The sequence below is a fragment of the Pseudomonas sp. GW823-FHT04A03 genome (assembly GCF_058796615.1).
On the sequence record NZ_JBXAIV010000004.1, the window covers coordinates 405,440 to 423,637 of the forward strand.

Here is an 18,198-nt window from a genome sequence, read left to right on the forward strand (position 1 = left end):
TCGTGGGGCCGGGCGCACATTTGTCGCTAAAAGTTACTCCAGTGCCTTCCAGATATCCGTGGCGTACTCGCGGATCGTCCGGTCGGACGAGAACCAGCCCATGCGCGAGGTGTTCAGCACCGCTGAACGCCACCAGTTGTTGGCGTCGTGCCAATGCGCATCGACACGCATCTGCGCATCCCAATAGGAGTCGAAATCGGCGCAGACGAAGAACCGGTCGTAATCCACCAGCGAATCGATCAGCCCGGTGTAGCGCGACGTATCGTCCGGCGAGAACACCCCGCTGCGGATCGCCTGCAATACATCATTGAGGCGATGGGACGCAGCGATGTCCGGCAAGGCGCTGAACTCGTGGTTTTGCTTGCGCGCCTCGACCTGCTGGGCGCTGAGACCGAAGATGAACATGTGCTCGGCGCCGATGTTTTCGCACATTTCCACGTTGGCGCCGTCGAGGGTGCCGATGGTCAGCGCACCGTTGAGGCCGAACTTCATGTTGCTGGTGCCCGAGGCCTCGAAACCGGCGGTGGAAATCTGCTCCGAGAGGTCCGCCGCAGGGATGATGCTTTCCGCCAGACTCACGTTGTAGTTGGGCAGGAACACCACTTTCAGCAGGCCGCGCACGGTCGGGTCGTTGTTCACCACCCGGGCGATGTCGTTGGTCAGCTTGATGATCAGCTTGGCCTGGTGATAACTCGCTGCCGCTTTGCCGGCGAAAATTTTCACCCGTGGCACCCAGTCGATTTCCGGCTCGGCGCGGATCGCCTGATACAGTGCGACGGTGTGCATCAAATTGAGCAACTGACGCTTGTATTCGTGGATCCGCTTGACCTGCACGTCGAACATCGCCGCCGGATTGACCGCAATCCCCAGCCGCTCGTGAATCAGGTAAGCGAGGGCTTTTTTGCTGTGCAGCCGCTGCTCGGCGAAGGCTTTGCGGAAGGCGGGTTTTTCGGCGAACGGCTCAAGATCGAGCAGACGCTGTTCGGGGTTATCCAGAACATCAGCGCCGAGGGAATCGACCAGCATCGACGTCAGTTCCGGGTTGGCCTGGTACAGCCAGCGGCGGAAGGTGATGCCGTTGGTCTTGTTGTTGATCCGCTCCGGATACAGCTTGTGCAGTTCGGCGAACACGGTTTTGCGCATCAGCTGCGTGTGCAGCCCGGACACGCCGTTGACGCTGTGGGAACCGAGAAACGCGAGGTTGCCCATGCGCACCCGACGGCCGTTGTCTTCCTCGATCAGCGAGACCGCGCGCAGCACGTCGAAATCGTGGATGCCCTTGGCCCGCAGCGAATCGATGTGCTGGGCGTTGATCAGGTAAATGATCTGCATGTGCCGCGGCAGCATGCGTTCCATCAGCCCCACCGGCCAGGTTTCCAGCGCTTCGGGCAGCAGCGTGTGGTTGGTGTACGACAGCGTATCGACGGTGACTTGCCACGCCGCGTCCCATGCCACGTCATAAACGTCGACCAGTTGACGCATCAGTTCGGCAACGGCGATCGAGGGGTGCGTGTCGTTGAGCTGGATTGCCGCGTGATCGCCGAGGGTCAGCACCGAGGTGTGCATGTTGCGATGACGGCGCAGCAAATCCTGAAGCGACGCGGCGACGAAAAAATATTCCTGACGCAGGCGCAGTTCCTGCCCGGCTTCGGTGCTGTCCGCCGGGTAAAGCACGCGGGAGATACTTTCAGCCCGGGCCACTTCGGCGACGGCACCCAAGTGGTCACCGGCGTTGAAGCGCTCCAGATGCAAATCTTCCATGGCCCGCGCCCGCCACAGGCGCAAGGTGTTGACGCTCGCCCCGCGCCAGCCGACCACCGGGGTGTCGTAAGCAATGGCCCGGACGGTTTCCGCCGGGTGCCAGACTTGCCGGGACTTGCCGCTGGCATCGGTGACGGTCTCGACGCTGCCGCCGAAGCCGATCGGATAGACCACCTCCGGCCGCTCGAACTCCCAGGGGTTGCCGAAATCCAGCCAGTGCTCGGTCTGTTCCTGTTGCCAGCCGTCGACAATGGCCTGGCGGAACAGCCCGTGTTCATAACGAATGCCGTAGCCGTGGCCGGCGATGCCGAGGGTCGACATGCTTTCCATGAAGCACGCCGCCAGCCGTCCGAGACCACCATTGCCCAGCGCCGCATCCGGCTCCAGGATGCGGATGCGCTCAAGATCGACGCCCAGTTCGGTCAGCGCTTCACGGGCGACGTCCAGCAGACCGAGGTTACTCAGGCTGTCGTACAGCAGGCGGCCGATGAGAAATTCCAGCGAGAGGTAATACACCCGCTTCTGGCCTTTGCGATAGATCTGCCGGGTGTGGTCCATCCAGTGCTCGACCATGTGATCGCGCGCCGCCAGGGCAATGGCTTCGAACCAGTCATGGTCGAAGGCGTGATCCGGGTCTTTGCCCACCGCGTAGGTGAGTTTGGTCAGGACGGCGTCGCGGAATGCGGCCACCTCTGCTTCGCGAACTAGTGGTTCTTGAGTCATCGATAGGACCTCGAGCGAGCGGGGAATTGTCAGAGCCTAGACGGTCTGACCGACGGTAGGGGCTCTGGTTCGGCAGTTTTTCCTGAGAGTGAGACTTCGTCCGGCAATACCCTGGCGAATGCGGTAATGAATGCAGGGGCCGTGCCGAATTGTCGGACGATGCGGGCGCATGAATAAAAAATCTGGCGAAAGGTTGTTCAAAAATCCACCAGTCCCGGTATGATCGCGCGCCCTGATGCACACGCCTGGTAAACACCGATGATGAAGCCCAACCTGATCGCCGCAGCCGAGATCGACCGTCTCGATACCTGGGCCAAATATTCGGCCCCGATGTGCGGCTCGTGCGTTTCCAGCTGCTGCACGCTGCCGGTCGAGGTCAAGATCAAGGATCTGGTGCGCATCGGTGTGGTCGACGAGTTCGAACTGGGTGACCCGCCGAAGAACATCGCCAAGCGTCTGCAAAAAGAAGGTCTGGTCGAGCGCTTCAACCAGAAGTCGGGGATCTTCACCCTGCAGCGCATGAGCAACAACGATTGCTACTACCTGGATCGTAAGAGCCGCCTGTGCACCATTTATGACAAGCGCCCGGACACCTGCCGCAACCACCCGAAGATCGGCCCGCGCCCTGGCTATTGCGCGTACAAGCCGAAGGAAGTGGAGCGGGTGCAGAATTCGCGGTCGATCGAGCGCTTCTGATCCCGCTTGATCGTTCCCACGCTCTGCGTGGGAATGCAGCCCGGGACGCTCCGCGTCCCAGACGCCGAACGCGATAATCAAATCCCGGACAAACAAAAACGCCCCCGGTCTCTCGACCGGGGGCGTTTTTTTCAGCCTTGGCTAAATCTTATGCCTTGGCTTTCTTGGCAGCGCGGGTACGCTCGCTTTCGTCCAGGATCTTCTTGCGAAGACGGATGGACTTAGGAGTAACTTCGCACAGCTCGTCTTCCTGGATGTATTCCAGAGCCTGTTCCAGGGTGAAGCGAACAGGTGGGACCAGAGCGATGGTTTCGTCTTTACCCGAAGCACGCATGTTGTCGAGCTTCTTGCCTTTGGTCGGGTTCACACCCAGGTCGTTGTCGCGGGAGTTCTGACCAACGATCTGACCGTTGTAGATCTCCTGGCCGTGTTCTACGAACAGCTTGCCACGAGCTTGCAGGGTTTCCAGGGAGTAGGTCAGTGCCTTGCCGGTTTCAACCGAAACCAGAACGCCGTTCTGACGGCCGGACATGTGGCCCGACTTCACTGGAGCGTAACGGTCGAAGATCGAGGTCAGGATGCCAGCACCGTTGGTCAGGGTCAGGAACTGGTTACGGAAACCGATCAGACCGCGAGCAGGGATGTTGTATTCCAGACGAACACGGCCTTTACCATCCGGCACCATGTTGCTCAGGTCGCCTTTACGCAGACCCATTTCTTCCATGACCTTGCCCTGGGATTCTTCAGGGATGTCGATGGTTACGTTTTCGAACGGTTCCTGCTTCACGCCGTCAACTTCACGGATGATCACTTCAGGACGGCCCAGGGCCAGCTCGAAGCCTTCGCGACGCATGGTTTCGATCAGTACCGAGAGGTGCAGCTCACCACGGCCGGATACCTTGAACTTGTCAGCCGAGTCGCCTTCTTCAACGCGCAGTGCAACGTTGTACAGCAGCTCTTTGTCCAGACGATCCTTGATGTTACGGGAGGTCACGAACTTGCCTTCTTTACCGCAGAATGGCGAGTCGTTTACCTGGAAGGTCATGGAAACGGTTGGCTCGTCAACGGTCAGAGGCTTCATCGCCTCGACGTTGTTGATGTCGCACAGGGTGTCGGAGATGAACAGCTCGTCGAAACCGCTGATGCAGACGATGTCGCCAGCTGCAGCTTCTTCAACGTCAACGCGGTGCAGACCGTGGTGACCCATCAGCTTCAGGATACGACCGTTGCGGCGCTTGCCGTCGGCGCTGATAGCGACAACCGGGGTGTTCGGCTTGACGCGACCACGAGCGATACGGCCAACACCGATAACACCCAGGAAGCTGTTGTAGTCCAGAGCGGAGATCTGCATCTGGAACGGACCGTCACGGTCAACAGCCGGAGGCGGAACGTGGTCGACTACCGCCTGGTACAGCGCGGTCATGTCTTCGCCCATGGCGGTGTGGTCCAGACCGGCGATGCCGTTCAGGGCCGAAGCGTAAACAACCTGGAAGTCCAGTTGTTCTTCGGTAGCGCCCAGGTTGTCGAACAGATCGAAGATCTGGTCCAGAACCCAGTCAGGACGCGCGCCCGGACGGTCAACCTTGTTGATGACCACGATTGGACGCAGGCCGGCTTCGAAAGCCTTCTTGGTCACGAAACGGGTTTGCGGCATAGGGCCGTCTTGGGCGTCGACCAGCAGCAGCACGGAGTCAACCATGGACATTACGCGCTCAACTTCGCCGCCGAAGTCGGCGTGGCCCGGGGTGTCCACGATGTTGATGTGGTAGCCGTTCCAGTTGATGGCGGTGTTTTTCGCCAGAATGGTAATGCCGCGCTCTTTTTCCTGGTCGTTGGAGTCCATCACGCGCTCGTCGTTGAGCTCGTTGCGCTCCAGGGTGCCGGATTGACGCAGGAGTTTGTCTACCAGGGTGGTCTTACCATGGTCAACGTGGGCAATGATGGCGATGTTGCGTAGATTTTCGATCACTTGTGTATCTCGATCAGAGGATTCGGTTTGCTGACAAGTCTTGGCAGCGATTGACAGTAGTGTCCGGCATGGCCGTTACAGCTTGACGGCGGTGTCGGGGGGCCGGTGACGCAGGCCACAGGCAAACAGCCCCGGGCACTTAGCTCGGTCGATAAACGCGCACATTGGCATGCCCCTCACTGAGCAAATGGTGGGCATGCAGGCGACTCATCACGCCTTTGTCGCAATACAGCAGGTACTGGCGAGTAGGGTCCAGTTCCTTGAAACGAGCGTTCACTGCGTAGAACGGCATCGTCTGTACCTCTATGCCCGCGAGTTCCAGCGGGTCATCCTCGGCGGCATCCGGGTGACGGATGTCGATGACGATCTGACCGGCCAGCGCTTCGCTGACTTCTTCGATCTGCAAATCCTGGCCCAATTCGTCGATCACCCGATCGATCGGCACCAGTCTGGCGTTTGCGAGCGCACGCTCGAGCACCGCCATGTCGAATTCCTGCTCTTCGTGCTCGACCCGGCCACGCTTGGCGGCGGTCTTCGGGTTGACCGAGATGACGCCGCAGTATTCCGGCATGTGCCGGGCGAAATCACCGGTGCCGATCTGGTCGGCCGTATCGATGATGTCCTGCTTGTGGGCGACGATCAGCGGTCGCAGCACCAGTTTGTCGGTAACGCAATCGATGACCGACAGGTTCGGCAACGTCTGGCTCGACACCTGGGAAATCGCTTCGCCGGTAACCAGCGCATCGATGTGCAGGCGTTCGGCAATGCTCGACGCTGCGCGCAACATCATACGCTTCAATACGACGCCCATATGACTGTCGTCGACCTTGCCGAGAATTTCGCCCAATACTTCTTCGAACGGAACACTGACAAATAGCACGCGTTGCGAGCTGCCGTACTTCTTCCAGATGAAATGCGCGACTTCCATTACGCCCAATTCGTGGGCACGGCCGCCCAGATTGAAGAAGCAGAAGTGCGTCATCAGGCCGCGACGAAGGATCTGGTACGCGGCAACCGTCGAGTCAAAGCCACCGGACATCAGTACCAGCGTCTGCTCCAGCGCACCGAGCGGGTAGCCGCCGATGCCATTGTGCTGGCTGTGAATCACGAACAACCGTTTGTCGCGAACTTCGATGCGGACTTCGATTTCCGGCTGTTTAAGGTCGATTCCGGCGGCACCGCACTCACGGCGCAGCTTGCTGCCGACGTATTTTTCGACGTCCATCGAGCTGAACGCATGCTTGCCCGCACGCTTGCAGCGCACCGAGAAGATCTTCCCGGCCAGCGCATCGCCGTAGTGCTGTTTGCACTTCTCGGTGATGTCGTCGAAGTCGCCCAGCGGGTACTCGTCGATCTGCAGAAAGTGCGCGATGCCCGGCATGCAGGTCAGGCGTTCGCCCATCTCTTTCAGGGCCTTGGGGTCGGTGACGCTGGTTTCCAGCTCGAGATTGTCCCACACACCGTTCACCACCACGGCCGGGTCCAGGTCGCGGAGCACGGTGCGGATGTTCTTGGCCAGCTGGCGGATGAATTTCGTCCGGACAGGTCGGCTTTTGATGGTGATCTCGGGGAAGACTTTTACGATTAGTTTCATGAAAACAGCGCGCGCAGGGCCAGCCGAAAAAGGGGGGCGCGGATTATAGCGGAAATTGCTCAAGGTTTAACCAGTTAATGTGCAGAAGGTTTTGCACGCACCAAAACGGGTCATTTTTCGATTTGAGCGCTACATTAGAGGGCGAAATTTTCGCCTTTAAGGCGCTTTCGACCTTTAGAAGCGTGAATTTGGGGCAAAAAACCCATGCTGGGGCACTGGCATGCAATTTGCTCCCTTGTGAGGCAGGTTGCCTTGGCAGAGTATTCGCGCCGGCATCACCACTATTAAGGGCATCCACTACCCGCCCTAATTCACCCGGAGGACACTATGTCGAAGTCGGTTCAACTCATCAAAGATCATGACGTCAAGTGGATTGATCTGCGCTTCACGGACACCAAAGGCACTCAGCACCACGTGACCATGCCGGCTCGCGATGCGCTGGAAGACGACTTCTTCGAAGTTGGCAAGATGTTCGACGGTTCCTCCATCGCTGGCTGGAAAGGCATCGAAGCCTCCGACATGATCCTGCTGCCGGACGACGAAACCGCCGTTCTGGACCCGTTCACCGAAGAGCCGACCCTGATCCTGGTCTGCGACATCATCGAACCTTCGACCATGCAAGGTTACGATCGCGACCCGCGCGCCATTGCCCACCGCGCCGAGGAATACCTGAAGACCACCGGTATCGGTGACACCGTATTCGCAGGTCCAGAGCCTGAGTTCTTCATCTTCGACGAAGTGAAGTTCAAGTCCGACATCTCCGGCTCGATGTTCAAGATCTACTCCGAGCAAGGCTCGTGGATGTCCGACCAGGACGTGGAAGGCGGCAACAAAGGCCACCGTCCAGGCGTGAAAGGCGGCTACTTCCCGGTTCCGCCGTTCGACCACGACCACGAAATCCGTACTTCCATGTGCAACGCGCTGGAAGAGATGGGCCAGACCGTTGAAGTTCACCACCACGAAGTGGCAACTGCCGGTCAGAACGAAATTGGTGTCAAGTTCAACACCCTGGTGAAGAAAGCTGACGAAGTTCAGACTCTGAAATACGTTGTACACAACGTTGCCGACGCCTACGGCCGCACCGCGACCTTCATGCCGAAGCCGCTGTACGGCGACAACGGTTCGGGCATGCACGTTCACATGTCCATCTCCAAAGATGGCAAGAACACCTTCGCGGGTGAAGGTTATGCCGGCCTGTCCGACACCGCCCTGTACTTCATCGGCGGCATCATCAAGCACGGTAAGGCCCTGAACGGCTTCACCAACCCGGCCACCAACTCCTACAAGCGTCTGGTGCCAGGCTTCGAAGCCCCGGTCATGCTGGCCTACTCGGCTCGCAACCGTTCCGCCTCGATCCGTATTCCTTACGTCAACAGCCCACGCGGCCGTCGTATCGAAGCGCGTTTTCCGGATCCGGCTGCCAACCCGTACCTGGCTTTCGCAGCACTGCTGATGGCCGGTCTGGACGGTATCCAGAACAAGATCCACCCAGGCGACGCAGCTGACAAAAACCTGTACGACCTGCCGCCTGAAGAGGCGAAAGAGATCCCGCAAGTTTGCGGCAGCCTGAAAGAAGCCCTGGAAGAGCTGGACAAGGGCCGTGCGTTCCTGACCAAGGGCGGCGTGTTCTCCGACGACTTCATCGATGCTTACATCGCGCTGAAATCCGAAGAAGAAATCAAGGTCCGCACCTTCGTACACCCACTGGAATATGAGCTGTACTACAGCTGCTGATCCGGTAGCGCCGCGCTACGCGGCGTGACAAAAAGAGGCCTCCTTCGGGAGGCCTTTTTTATGGCCGGATGTTTTCCATCCGAGCCTTCGCCGCTTCACTGTCCTATGCTGCATCCCATCGTTTTCGTTTCCGGTCGATTTCATGGGTCGCACCCTTCCCTATATTCTGCTGCTGATCGCCCTGCCCGCTGCCGCGCAGATCTACAAGTACACCGACGCCGGCGGCAACACGGTGTACAGCGATCACGCGCCGGACGGTGTGCAGGCGCAGCCGGTGGAGTTGCCGCCGCTCAACAGCGTCCAGCCTCAGGCACCGAGCGCGCCCTCTTCAGACACCACCAGCCGTGAGCCTGCGCGCAATGCCTATGAAGTGCTGGAGCTGACCGGCTTGCCCACCGAAGAAGCCCTGCGCGCCAACAACGGCACGTTCACAGTCAGCGTGCTGATCAAGCCGCGCCTGCAACCGCCGCATCAATTGCGTCTGCTGCTGGACGACGCGCCATATGGCCAGCCGAGCAACGTGCCGATCCTGCAACTGGTAAACGTTGACCGGGGCGAGCATCGGCTGGCGGTGCAGGTGATCAATGGCGAGGCGATCATTCAGCAGAGTCCGGCGGTGGTGTTCACCGTGCAGCGGGTACACAAGCCATGACGCGGGGATTGATTACCTGGTGCCTGTTGCTGATCGCATTTGGCGCATCGGCCGAGGTGTTCACTTACATCGATGCACAGGGCAATCGTGTCTACACCGATCAACCGCGCGGCAACGCCAAGCGTGTGCCGCTGGCCACCAGCAATCGGATGGCCTCGAATCCGACCGCCGCTGCACCGGTCACGCCGTCGAAGAAATCAGCAGAGCCGCCGCTGTTCCACTACGACATGCTGCGCGTGCTGATCCCCGAGCCGGACGCAACCATTCGCAGCAGCGCCGGCGAGCTGATCGTCAGCGTCACCAGCGAGCCGGGCCTGCAAAGAGGTCATCTGTATCGCCTGCTGCTGGATGGCCAGGCCGTCGGCGAACCCGGCTTGAGTCCGGTGTTCCCGCTGAGCAACATTGATCGTGGCAGCCACAACCTGTCGGTGGAGATCCTCGATGCTCAGGGTCGAACCGTGGAGAAAACCGCCAACCAGCCGTTCCACATGCAGCGCATTTCCCTGGCACAGAAGCGTCAGGTCAAACCGTGCGTCAGCGCCGACTACGGCGTTCGCCCGGAATGCCCGCTGAAAGACAAACCCGCCGAACCGAAAAACCCTTTCCTGCGTTTCTTCTGACGCCGCTCAGCTTTGCGCACTATATTGGTGCAATACGCTGCACCGTACTCACATTCCAACCCATTTTGGTTCGAAAGTACCCGACAGAGCGGTTCGACTGCCACGCAAACGAGCGTCAAACGCCCGTTTCAGGGGTTGAACGCTTCTTTTCGGAGCCTTGGTTTGGTTTTTGCATTTTCCTCGCATCAGCGCTGTATCCCTGCGCGCGCCATGCTCCAAAAGAGGTCCTCATGACCATCAGTGACGCACTGCATCGCTTGCTACTCGACAACCTGACCACCGCCACCATCCTGCTCGACAGCGAATTGCGCCTCGAGTACATGAACCCGGCGGCGGAGATGTTGCTGGCCATCAGCGGCCAGCGCAGCCATGGGCAGTTCATCAGCGAGCTATTCACCGAGTCCACCGAGGCGCTCAATTCGTTGCGCCAGGCGGTGGAGCAGGCGCACCCGTTCACCAAGCGCGAAGCCATGCTCACTGCCCTCACCGGCCAGACCCTGACCGTTGATTACGCGGTGACACCGATCCTCAGCAACGGCGCGACCCTGCTCCTGCTGGAAGTCCACCCCCGTGACCGCCTGTTGCGGATCACCAAGGAAGAGGCCCAGTTGTCGAAGCAGGAAACCAGCAAGATGCTGGTGCGCGGCCTGGCCCACGAGATCAAGAACCCGCTGGGCGGCATCCGCGGTGCCGCGCAGTTGCTGGCCCGGGAGCTGCCGGAAGACAGCCTGCGCGACTACACCAACGTGATCATCGAAGAGGCCGACCGCCTGCGCAACCTGGTCGACCGCATGCTCGGCTCGAACAAACTGCCGTCGCTGGCCCTGTGCAATGTCCACGAAGTGCTGGAGCGCGTCTGCCAACTGGTCGAGGCCGAAAGCCAGGGCTGCATCACGCTGGTGCGCGATTACGACCCAAGCATTCCCGACGTCCTTATCGACCGCGAACAAATGATTCAGGCGGTGTTGAACATCGTGCGCAACGCGATGCAGGCCATCAGCAGCCAGAACGAGTTGCGCCTGGGCCGCATCAGCCTGCGCACCCGCGCCATGCGCCAGTTCACCATCGGCCACGTTCGCCATCGTCTGGTGACCAAGATCGAGATCATCGACAACGGCCCGGGCATTCCGGCGGAACTTCAGGAAACCATCTTCTTTCCCATGGTCAGCGGCCGTCCGGACGGTACCGGGCTGGGCCTGGCCATCACCCAGAACATCATCAGCCAGCACCAGGGCCTGATCGAGTGTGACAGCCACCCCGGCCACACCACGTTCTCGATCTTTCTGCCACTGGAACAAGGAGCCACATCGACATGAGCCGTAGTGAAACCGTGTGGATCGTCGATGACGACCGTTCTATCCGTTGGGTTCTGGAAAAAGCCCTGCAACAGGAAGGCATGACCACCCAGAGCTTCGACAGTGCCGATGGCGTGATGAGCCGCCTCGCGCGCCAGCAGCCGGACGTGATCATCTCCGATATCCGCATGCCGGGTGCCAGTGGCCTGGATCTTCTGGCGCGGATCCGCGAGCAGCACCCGCGGCTGCCGGTGATCATCATGACCGCTCATTCCGATCTGGACAGCGCTGTCGCCTCCTACCAAGGCGGCGCATTCGAATACCTGCCCAAGCCGTTCGATGTCGACGAAGCGGTGTCGCTGGTCAAGCGCGCCAATCAGCACGCTCAGGAACAACAGGGCCTGGAAGTCGCCCCGACCCTGACCCGCACCCCTGAAATCATCGGCGAAGCGCCGGCGATGCAGGAAGTGTTTCGCGCCATCGGGCGCTTGAGCCACTCCAACATCACCGTGCTGATCAACGGCGAATCCGGCACCGGTAAAGAACTGGTGGCTCACGCCCTGCACCGCCACAGCCCAAGAGCGGCCTCGCCGTTCATCGCGCTGAACATGGCGGCGATCCCGAAAGACCTGATGGAATCCGAGCTGTTCGGCCACGAGAAAGGCGCGTTCACCGGCGCGGCCAACCTGCGTCGCGGGCGCTTCGAACAGGCCGACGGCGGCACGCTGTTTCTCGATGAAATCGGCGACATGCCGGCGGACACCCAGACCCGACTGCTGCGAGTGCTGGCCGATGGCGAGTTCTATCGCGTTGGCGGGCATGTGCCGGTCAAGGTCGATGTGCGGATCATCGCCGCGACGCACCAGAATCTGGAAACCCTGGTTCACGCCGGGAAATTCCGTGAGGACTTGTTCCACCGCCTCAACGTGATCCGCATCCACATCCCGCGCCTGTCGGACCGTCGCGAAGACATCCCGACCCTGGCCAAGCACTTCCTCAGCCGCGCCGCGCAAGAACTGGCGGTGGAGCCGAAGCTGCTGAAAAGCGAGACCGAGGAATACCTGAAAAACCTGCCATGGCCAGGCAACGTGCGCCAGCTGGAAAACACCTGCCGCTGGATCACCGTGATGGCGTCCGGACGCGAAGTGCACATCAGCGACCTGCCGCCGGAACTGCTGAGCCTGCCGCAGGACTCGGCGCCAGTGACCAACTGGGAACAGGCCCTGCGTCAGTGGGCCGATCAGGCCTTGGCACGCGGTCAGTCGAGCCTGCTCGACAGCGCGGTACCGGCGTTCGAGCGGATCATGATCGAGACGGCGCTGAAGCACACCGCCGGACGTCGTCGTGATGCTGCAGTGCTGCTGGGCTGGGGCCGCAACACCTTGACCCGCAAGATCAAGGAACTGGGGATGAAGGTCGATGGCGGGGATGACGATGAGGGTGATGAAGGCTGAGATTCAGCGCCTGCTTGCACCGCCGCAAGGCACCGTGACCCTTAATCGGGCACAGCCACTGGCTCAGGCTTGCACTGTAAACCGCTGAAAATCCCATCCTGTAAAAAGACGAAGGCCCCGTATTACGGGGCCTTCGTCATTGTGTCGGGCTTTTTTGTTTCAAAACGCGAAAACCTGGCACGCCCCCTGCAATAACTCATACAGGTGATTCGATTCACCCACCCTTTCGGGGGCCTTGGTACAGGCAGGCCGGGGATTCCCCTCTTTACACCGGACTTGATGAGTCCACCCTTTTGGGGCCCTTGATACAGGCAGGTCAGGGGTTCCTTCTTTACACCGGCTCAGAACGCTATGCGATGAGCCCGCCCGTTTCGGGAACCTTGGTACAGGCAGGCCGGGGATTCCCTCTTTTATTGCTCCCGGAGATGGATCTCCAGCCGCCAGCGGTCATCGACCGCCTGGCCAGCCCAGTCGCCCTGCAGCGGCCGCGCCGCCACCAGCGTCAGCAACAATCCCCCGTCACTCAACCGCGTCCGCCAGTTCACGTCCTTGCCGTTGAACTTGAGCTGACCTTTCTGCGCCTTGCCTTCGGCTTCGAACAGCAACGCGAGGCTGCCATCAACGATCTCGCCGTGCAGCTTTGGCTCGTTGTTGAACCAGACCGCCAGACCATCATCAATCACCTCGACCTGCTGCAACACGGTTGGGTCTGGCGTGGTCAAACGGCCGATCATCATCCCGACCATCACACCGACGATCGCCAGTGAAGCCATCACCCGCGGGAATAGTTTCGAACGCGGATCCGCTTGCGGCGTAGAATGCGCGTCATCTTTACCTTCGGAGCCGTGCATGTTTCACGTCATCCTTTTTCAACCGGAAATTCCGCCGAACACCGGCAACGTTATCAGGCTGTGCGCCAACAGCGGCTGCCACCTGCATTTGATCGAACCGCTGGGTTTCGAGATGGACGACAAGCGCCTGCGCCGCGCCGGTCTCGACTACCACGAGTATGCCACTTTGCAGCGCCACGCCGACCTCGCCAGCTGCCTGGAAAGCCTCGGTCATCCACGACTGTTCGCCTTCACCACCAAGGGTTCACGGCCGTTTCACGATGCCGCGTTCGTCCCAGGCGATGCGTTCATCTTCGGCCCGGAAAGCCGTGGCTTGCCGCCGGAAGTGCTCGATGCCTTGCCCGGCGAACAGCGCCTGCGCCTGCCGATGCGCGAAGGCTGCCGCAGCCTGAACCTGTCGAACACCGTGGCAGTGGCCGTGTACGAAGCGTGGCGGCAGAACGACTTCAAGTAACGCCATTCGATCGCCCAAGAAAAAAGCGCCGTAACGGCGCTTTTTTCGTTGTTGCATCGACCGCTTACTGAACGGTCGGAGTCTCGCCGGCTTCCTGCATGCGCTGCAGCTCTTGCGCGTACAGGGCGTCGAAGTTCACCGGGGCCAGCATCAAGGCCGGGAACGAACCGCGGGTCACCAGGCTGTCCAGGGTTTCGCGAGCGTACGGGAACAGGATGTTCGGGCAGAACGCACCCAGGGTGTGGCTCATCGAACCCGCGTCCAGGTTCTTGATCAGGAAGATACCGGCCTGTTGCACTTCAGCGATGAAGGCCACTTCTTCACCGTTTTTCACGGTAACGGACAGGGTCAGCACGACTTCGTAGAAATCACCTTCCAGGGCTTTCTGGCGGGTGTTCAGATCCAGAGCGACCGCCGGATCCCACTGCTGGCGGAAGATCGCCGGGCTTTTCGGGGCTTCGAAGGACAGGTCGCGCACGTAGATGCGCTGCAAGGAGAATTGCGGTGCGGTTTCTTCTTCGCTGGCTGCAGTGTTCTGTTGGTCAGTCATCTCAGATCCTTTCTGATCTTGGGTCTTTTAGGGTTCTTGGTTTGCAGGTGCAGCAGTTCAGGCCTTGAGCAGCGCGTCGAGCTTGCCGGCGCGCTCCAGGGCATACAAATCATCACATCCGCCGACGTGGGTGTCGCCGATCCAGATCTGCGGCACGGACGTGCGTCCGGCCTTCTGGGCCATGGCGGCGCGCACCTGCGGCTTGCCATCGACCTTGATCTCTTCGAAGGCCACGCCTTTGTTCGCGAGCAGGTACTTGGCGCGCGAGCAGTAAGGGCAGTAATCGCTGGAGTAGACGATGACGTCGCTCATGTCACTTCACCAACGGCAGGTTGTCGCCTTTCCAGCTGGAAATCCCGCCGGACAGCTTGGCGGCGGTGAAGCCGGCCTTCATCAGTTCGCGGGCGTGGGTGCCGGCGGTCTGGCCCAGGGCGTCGACCAGAATGATGGTCTTGGCCTTGTGCTTTTCCAGCTCGCCGATACGGGCGGCCAGTTTGTCCTGGGGAATGTTCACCGCGCCAACGATGTGACCGGCGGCGTAGTCCTTGCTCGGACGGATATCCACCACCACGCCGGCTTCCTTGTTGACCAGTGCGGTCAGCTCGCCCGTGCTCAGGCTTTTACCGCCGCCCTGCACCGTATGCGCCAGCAGCAAAGCCAGCAGTACGACGAAGATACCGACAAGAATGTAGTGGTTAGTGGCAAATTCAATCAGGTGAGCAACCATCGAAGGAGGTTCCAGGGCGTTAAAATGTCGGCCAGTATACACAGCCACTATGGTCGGCCAAACCCCGTCCGGCGGTGACGCCGCCGGAACTTCGCTTTAAACTCCAACTCCCTTTTCCATCGCCCTCTTCTTATTAGCCACGAGTGGATTCCATGACTACCACGCCTAAACCTTTGGTCCTGATGATTCTCGACGGCTTCGGTCACAGCGACAGCCCCGAATCCAACGCCGTCTATGCGGCCAAAAAGCCTGTGCTGGATCGCCTGTGGGCCACCGTGCCGAACGGCTTGATCTCGGGCAGCGGCATGGACGTCGGTCTGCCGGACGGCCAGATGGGCAACTCCGAAGTCGGCCACATGAACCTCGGCGCCGGGCGCGTGGTGTATCAGGACTTCACGCGCGTGACCAAAGCGATCCGCGACGGCGAGTTCTTCGAGAACCCGACCATCTGCGCCGCCGTGGACAAGGCCGTGGCCGCCGGCAAGGCCGTGCACTTCATGGGCCTGCTGTCGGATGGTGGCGTGCACAGCCACCAGGATCACCTGATTGCCATGGCCGAACTGGCCTTCAAGCGCGGCGCCGAAAAAATCTACCTGCACGCCTTCCTCGATGGTCGTGACACCCCGCCGAAAAGCGCTGCCTCGTCGATCGAACTGCTCGACGCGACTTTCCAGGCGCTCGGCAAGGGCCGCATCGCCAGCCTGATCGGCCGCTACTACGCCATGGATCGCGACAACCGTTGGGACCGCGTGTCCCAGGCCTACAACCTGATCGTTGATGGCAACGGCGAATTCAACGCTGCCACCGCTCAGGAAGGTCTGGAAGCCGCTTACGCCCGTGGCGAGAGCGACGAATTCGTCAAAGCCACCAGCATCGGTGAGCCGGTGAAAGTCGAAGACGGCGACGCCGTGGTGTTCATGAACTTCCGCGCCGACCGCGCCCGCGAGCTGAGCCGCGTGTTTGTCGAAGACGGTTTCAAGGAATTCGAGCGCGCACGTCAGCCAAAAGTGCAGTACGTGGGCCTGACCCAATACGCCGCCAGCATCCCGGCCCCCGCAGCCTTTGCCCCGGGCAGCCTGGAAAACGTGCTCGGCGACTATTTGGCGAAAAACGGCAAGACTCAGCTGCGCATCGCCGAAACCGAGAAATACGCCCACGTGACCTTCTTCTTCTCCGGCGGTCGCGAAGAACCGTTCCCGGGCGAAGAGCGCATCCTGATCCCGTCGCCGAAAGTCGCCACCTATGACTTGCAGCCGGAAATGAGCGCGCCGGAAGTCACCGACCGCATCGTCGAGGCCATCGAGAACCAGCGTTATGACGTGATCGTGGTCAACTACGCCAACGGCGACATGGTCGGCCATAGCGGCGTGTTCGAAGCCGCGGTGAAAGCCGTGGAATGCCTGGACACCTGCGTCGGCCGGATCGTCGAAGCACTGGAAAAAGTCGGCGGCGAAGCACTGATCACTGCCGACCACGGCAACGTCGAGCAGATGGCCGACGAATCCACCGGTCAGGCGCACACCGCGCATACCACCGAGCCGGTGCCGTTCATCTATGTCGGCAAGCGCGACCTGAAAGTCCGCGAAGGCGGCGTGCTGGCGGATGTGGCGCCGACCATGCTGAAACTGCTGGGTCTGGAAAAACCGGCGGAAATGACTGGCACTTCGATTCTGGTCTGATATCAAAAACGCCCTGTAATCAGCCTGAAACGGCTTTTTATGACGAACGCCTCAAAGCAGTTGGCTTTGAGGCGTTTTTTTTGCCGCGTCGGGCGGGCATACTAGGCCGTCCCTTACCCTGGTGCCGCCCGCCTCTATGCTTCGCGTCCTGATCGCCCTCGCTCTGACATGCCTGCTCCAACCGGCCTTCGCGGATGAGCGCGCGCAAACTCAACAGCAACTGGACGCCACGCGCCAGGACATCGCCGAGCTGAAAAAACTGCTGGGCAAGCTCCAGGAAGAAAAATCCGGTGTGCAAAAGGAGCTCAAGGGCACCGAAACCGAAATGGGCAAGCTCGAGAAACAGGTCGAAGCCCTGCAGAAAGAGTTGAAGAAGAGCGAATCCGAGCTGCAGCGGCTCGATGCGGAGAAAAAAAAACTCCAGAGCGCGCGCACTGAACAGCAGCGACTGATCGCCATCCAGGCCCGCGCCGCCTACCAGAACGGTCGCCAGGAATACCTCAAGCTGCTGCTCAACCAGCAGAACCCCGAGAAATTCGCCCGCACCCTCACCTATTACGACTACCTGAGCCAGGCTCGCCTGGAGCAGCTGAAAAGCTTCAACGAAACCCTGCGCCAACTGGCCAATGTCGAAAAGGACATCGGCTTGCAGCAGGCGCAATTGCTGGTACAGCAAAGCGATCTCGACACTCAGCGCGAAGCGCTCGACAAGGTCCGCAAGGAGCGCCAGCAGGCCCTTGCCAAACTCAATGACGACGTGAAAGCCCGGGACCAGAAACTGGCCGCCCGCGAGCAGGATCAGGCAGACCTGTCTAAAGTCCTTAAAACCATTGAAGAAACCCTGGCCCGCCAGGCTCGTGAGGCAGAAGAAGCGCGGCAGAAAGCGCTCATCGCCCAGCAGGAAGCCGAAAAAAAGCGCTTGCGTGAGGCCGAGGCGGAAAACACCGACGCCCCACGCAAACCGGTCAGATCGACGCCCGGCGCCCTGGTTTCCAGCGGCGGCGAGACCTTCGGTGGCCCTTTTGCGTCAAGTCGGGGAAAACTTCCATGGCCGGTTGATGGTCGACTGCTGGCACGCTTCGGCGAAACCCGTGGCGACGATGCCCGCACCAAGTGGGACGGCGTGATGATCAGCGCCTCCGCCGGCAGCCAGGTGCATGCCGTACACGGCGGGCGTGTGGTGTTTGCCGATTGGTTGCGTGGCGCCGGGCTGCTGGTGATCCTCGATCACGGCAACGGTTTTCTGAGTCTTTACGGTCACAACCAGACGCTACTGAAGTCGGCGGGTGACGTGGTTAAAGCCGGTGAGTCCATCTCCACTGTGGGTAACAGTGGCGGCCAGGACACACCAGCGCTGTATTTCGCAATTCGTCAGCAGGGTCACCCGAGTGATCCGGCGCAATGGTGTCGTGCGCAAGGATAAGCGCACCGCCTAATTA

At 60.3% G+C, this 18,198-nt stretch carries 16 protein-coding genes; 9 read left to right on the forward strand and 7 right to left on the reverse strand.

Annotation, left to right across the window (positions count from 1 at the left end):
- Positions 1 to 33: 33 nt before the first annotated feature.
- A complete protein-coding gene (locus AC1Q9F_RS14445; protein WP_007952498.1) occupies positions 34 to 2,484 on the reverse strand; it encodes a glycogen/starch/alpha-glucan phosphorylase in 2,451 nt (816 codons plus the stop codon).
- Between the two features lie 258 nt (positions 2,485 to 2,742).
- Between AC1Q9F_RS14445 and AC1Q9F_RS14450 the strand changes: the two genes are divergently transcribed.
- The gene (locus AC1Q9F_RS14450) at positions 2,743 to 3,180 is read left to right on the forward strand and encodes a YkgJ family cysteine cluster protein (protein ID WP_007952500.1); all 438 of its coding nucleotides are present in this window, start codon (positions 2,743 to 2,745) and stop codon (positions 3,178 to 3,180) included.
- A 148-nt stretch (positions 3,181 to 3,328) separates the two neighbouring features.
- Here AC1Q9F_RS14450 and typA read toward each other — a convergent pair whose 3' ends face one another.
- Both typA and thiI read right to left on the reverse strand, forming a co-directional pair.
- Positions 3,329 to 5,149, reverse strand: a complete 1,821-nt coding sequence (gene typA, locus AC1Q9F_RS14455) for a translational GTPase TypA (RefSeq protein WP_007952502.1) — start codon at positions 5,147 to 5,149, stop codon at positions 3,329 to 3,331.
- Between the two features lie 139 nt (positions 5,150 to 5,288).
- On the reverse strand, positions 5,289 to 6,743 hold the full coding sequence (gene thiI / locus AC1Q9F_RS14460) for a tRNA uracil 4-sulfurtransferase ThiI (RefSeq protein WP_492620054.1): 1,455 nt from the start codon (positions 6,741 to 6,743) through the stop codon (positions 5,289 to 5,291).
- Positions 6,744 to 7,070: 327 nt separating this feature from the next.
- Between thiI and glnA the strand changes: the two genes are divergently transcribed.
- The 5 genes from glnA to ntrC all read left to right on the forward strand — a co-directional run bounded on the left by glnA (position 7,071) and on the right by ntrC (position 12,498).
- Positions 7,071 to 8,477 (forward strand): type I glutamate--ammonia ligase, encoded by a 1,407-nt coding sequence (gene glnA / locus AC1Q9F_RS14465; protein WP_179692968.1) that lies wholly within the window; start codon positions 7,071 to 7,073, stop codon positions 8,475 to 8,477.
- A gap of 142 nt (positions 8,478 to 8,619) precedes the next feature.
- Positions 8,620 to 9,129, forward strand: a complete 510-nt coding sequence (locus AC1Q9F_RS14470) for a DUF4124 domain-containing protein (protein WP_492620053.1) — start codon at positions 8,620 to 8,622, stop codon at positions 9,127 to 9,129.
- Positions 9,126 to 9,749, forward strand: a complete 624-nt coding sequence (locus tag AC1Q9F_RS14475; RefSeq protein ID WP_492620052.1) for a DUF4124 domain-containing protein — start codon at positions 9,126 to 9,128, stop codon at positions 9,747 to 9,749. The genes AC1Q9F_RS14470 and AC1Q9F_RS14475 overlap by 4 nt, the downstream gene beginning before the upstream one ends.
- 230 nt (positions 9,750 to 9,979) lie before the next feature.
- Positions 9,980 to 11,065, forward strand: coding sequence for a nitrogen regulation protein NR(II) (glnL, locus tag AC1Q9F_RS14480; RefSeq protein WP_007952516.1), 1,086 nt, complete (start codon positions 9,980 to 9,982; stop codon positions 11,063 to 11,065).
- Complete coding sequence (gene ntrC, locus AC1Q9F_RS14485; RefSeq protein WP_007952518.1) at positions 11,062 to 12,498, forward strand: nitrogen regulation protein NR(I); 1,437 nt, start codon at positions 11,062 to 11,064, stop codon at positions 12,496 to 12,498. The genes glnL and ntrC overlap by 4 nt, the downstream gene beginning before the upstream one ends.
- Positions 12,499 to 12,908: 410 nt before the next feature.
- On the opposite strand, the gene AC1Q9F_RS14490 is transcribed toward ntrC, so the two are convergent.
- Complete coding sequence (locus AC1Q9F_RS14490) at positions 12,909 to 13,349, reverse strand: hypothetical protein (RefSeq protein ID WP_045121688.1); 441 nt, start codon at positions 13,347 to 13,349, stop codon at positions 12,909 to 12,911.
- Here AC1Q9F_RS14490 and AC1Q9F_RS14495 point away from each other — a divergent pair.
- Positions 13,348 to 13,803: a tRNA (cytidine(34)-2'-O)-methyltransferase gene (locus tag AC1Q9F_RS14495; protein ID WP_007952520.1), complete on the forward strand. Its 456-nt coding sequence runs from the start codon at positions 13,348 to 13,350 to the stop codon at positions 13,801 to 13,803. The genes AC1Q9F_RS14490 and AC1Q9F_RS14495 overlap by 2 nt on opposite strands.
- 64 nt (positions 13,804 to 13,867) lie before the next feature.
- Here the strand turns inward: AC1Q9F_RS14495 and secB are convergent, their stop codons facing one another.
- The 3 genes from secB to AC1Q9F_RS14510 are packed head-to-tail and all read right to left on the reverse strand — an operon-like array spanning position 13,868 to position 15,080.
- Positions 13,868 to 14,353, reverse strand: a complete 486-nt coding sequence (gene secB, locus AC1Q9F_RS14500; protein ID WP_169428457.1) for a protein-export chaperone SecB — start codon at positions 14,351 to 14,353, stop codon at positions 13,868 to 13,870.
- A 57-nt stretch (positions 14,354 to 14,410) separates the two neighbouring features.
- The gene (grxC, locus tag AC1Q9F_RS14505; protein ID WP_007952522.1) at positions 14,411 to 14,665 is read right to left on the reverse strand and encodes a glutaredoxin 3; all 255 of its coding nucleotides are present in this window, start codon (positions 14,663 to 14,665) and stop codon (positions 14,411 to 14,413) included.
- A 1-nt stretch (position 14,666) separates the two neighbouring features.
- Complete coding sequence (locus tag AC1Q9F_RS14510; protein ID WP_007952524.1) at positions 14,667 to 15,080, reverse strand: rhodanese-like domain-containing protein; 414 nt, start codon at positions 15,078 to 15,080, stop codon at positions 14,667 to 14,669.
- Between the two features lie 152 nt (positions 15,081 to 15,232).
- Here AC1Q9F_RS14510 and gpmI point away from each other — a divergent pair, with 152 nt between their 5' ends.
- Both gpmI and AC1Q9F_RS14520 read left to right on the forward strand, forming a co-directional pair.
- Complete coding sequence (gpmI, locus tag AC1Q9F_RS14515) at positions 15,233 to 16,759, forward strand: 2,3-bisphosphoglycerate-independent phosphoglycerate mutase (RefSeq protein ID WP_085684054.1); 1,527 nt, start codon at positions 15,233 to 15,235, stop codon at positions 16,757 to 16,759.
- Positions 16,760 to 16,895: 136 nt separating this feature from the next.
- The gene (locus AC1Q9F_RS14520; protein WP_115076224.1) at positions 16,896 to 18,182 is read left to right on the forward strand and encodes a murein hydrolase activator EnvC family protein; all 1,287 of its coding nucleotides are present in this window, start codon (positions 16,896 to 16,898) and stop codon (positions 18,180 to 18,182) included.
- Positions 18,183 to 18,198: the final 16 nt, after the last annotated feature.

What these genes read in the sequence shown, in the direction of transcription:
- ntrC (WP_007952518.1), top strand. Translation starts at nt 11,062, where the DNA reads ATGAGCCGTAGTGAAACCGTGTGGATCGTCGATGACGACCGTTCTATC.
- glnA (WP_179692968.1), top strand. Translation starts at nt 7,071, where the DNA reads ATGTCGAAGTCGGTTCAACTCATCAAAGATCATGACGTCAAGTGGATT.
- AC1Q9F_RS14470 (WP_492620053.1), top strand. Translation starts at nt 8,620, where the DNA reads ATGGGTCGCACCCTTCCCTATATTCTGCTGCTGATCGCCCTGCCCGCT.
- AC1Q9F_RS14520 (WP_115076224.1), top strand. Translation starts at nt 16,896, where the DNA reads ATGCTTCGCGTCCTGATCGCCCTCGCTCTGACATGCCTGCTCCAACCG.
- glnL (WP_007952516.1), top strand. Translation starts at nt 9,980, where the DNA reads ATGACCATCAGTGACGCACTGCATCGCTTGCTACTCGACAACCTGACC.
- thiI (WP_492620054.1), bottom strand. Translation starts at nt 6,743, where the DNA reads ATGAAACTAATCGTAAAAGTCTTCCCCGAGATCACCATCAAAAGCCGA.
- AC1Q9F_RS14475 (WP_492620052.1), top strand. Translation starts at nt 9,126, where the DNA reads ATGACGCGGGGATTGATTACCTGGTGCCTGTTGCTGATCGCATTTGGC.
- AC1Q9F_RS14495 (WP_007952520.1), top strand. Translation starts at nt 13,348, where the DNA reads ATGTTTCACGTCATCCTTTTTCAACCGGAAATTCCGCCGAACACCGGC.
- AC1Q9F_RS14450 (WP_007952500.1), top strand. Translation starts at nt 2,743, where the DNA reads ATGATGAAGCCCAACCTGATCGCCGCAGCCGAGATCGACCGTCTCGAT.
- gpmI (WP_085684054.1), top strand. Translation starts at nt 15,233, where the DNA reads ATGACTACCACGCCTAAACCTTTGGTCCTGATGATTCTCGACGGCTTC.
- grxC (WP_007952522.1), bottom strand. Translation starts at nt 14,665, where the DNA reads ATGAGCGACGTCATCGTCTACTCCAGCGATTACTGCCCTTACTGCTCG.
- AC1Q9F_RS14510 (WP_007952524.1), bottom strand. Translation starts at nt 15,080, where the DNA reads ATGGTTGCTCACCTGATTGAATTTGCCACTAACCACTACATTCTTGTC.
- secB (WP_169428457.1), bottom strand. Translation starts at nt 14,353, where the DNA reads ATGACTGACCAACAGAACACTGCAGCCAGCGAAGAAGAAACCGCACCG.
- AC1Q9F_RS14490 (WP_045121688.1), bottom strand. Translation starts at nt 13,349, where the DNA reads ATGCACGGCTCCGAAGGTAAAGATGACGCGCATTCTACGCCGCAAGCG.
- AC1Q9F_RS14445 (WP_007952498.1), bottom strand. Translation starts at nt 2,484, where the DNA reads ATGACTCAAGAACCACTAGTTCGCGAAGCAGAGGTGGCCGCATTCCGC.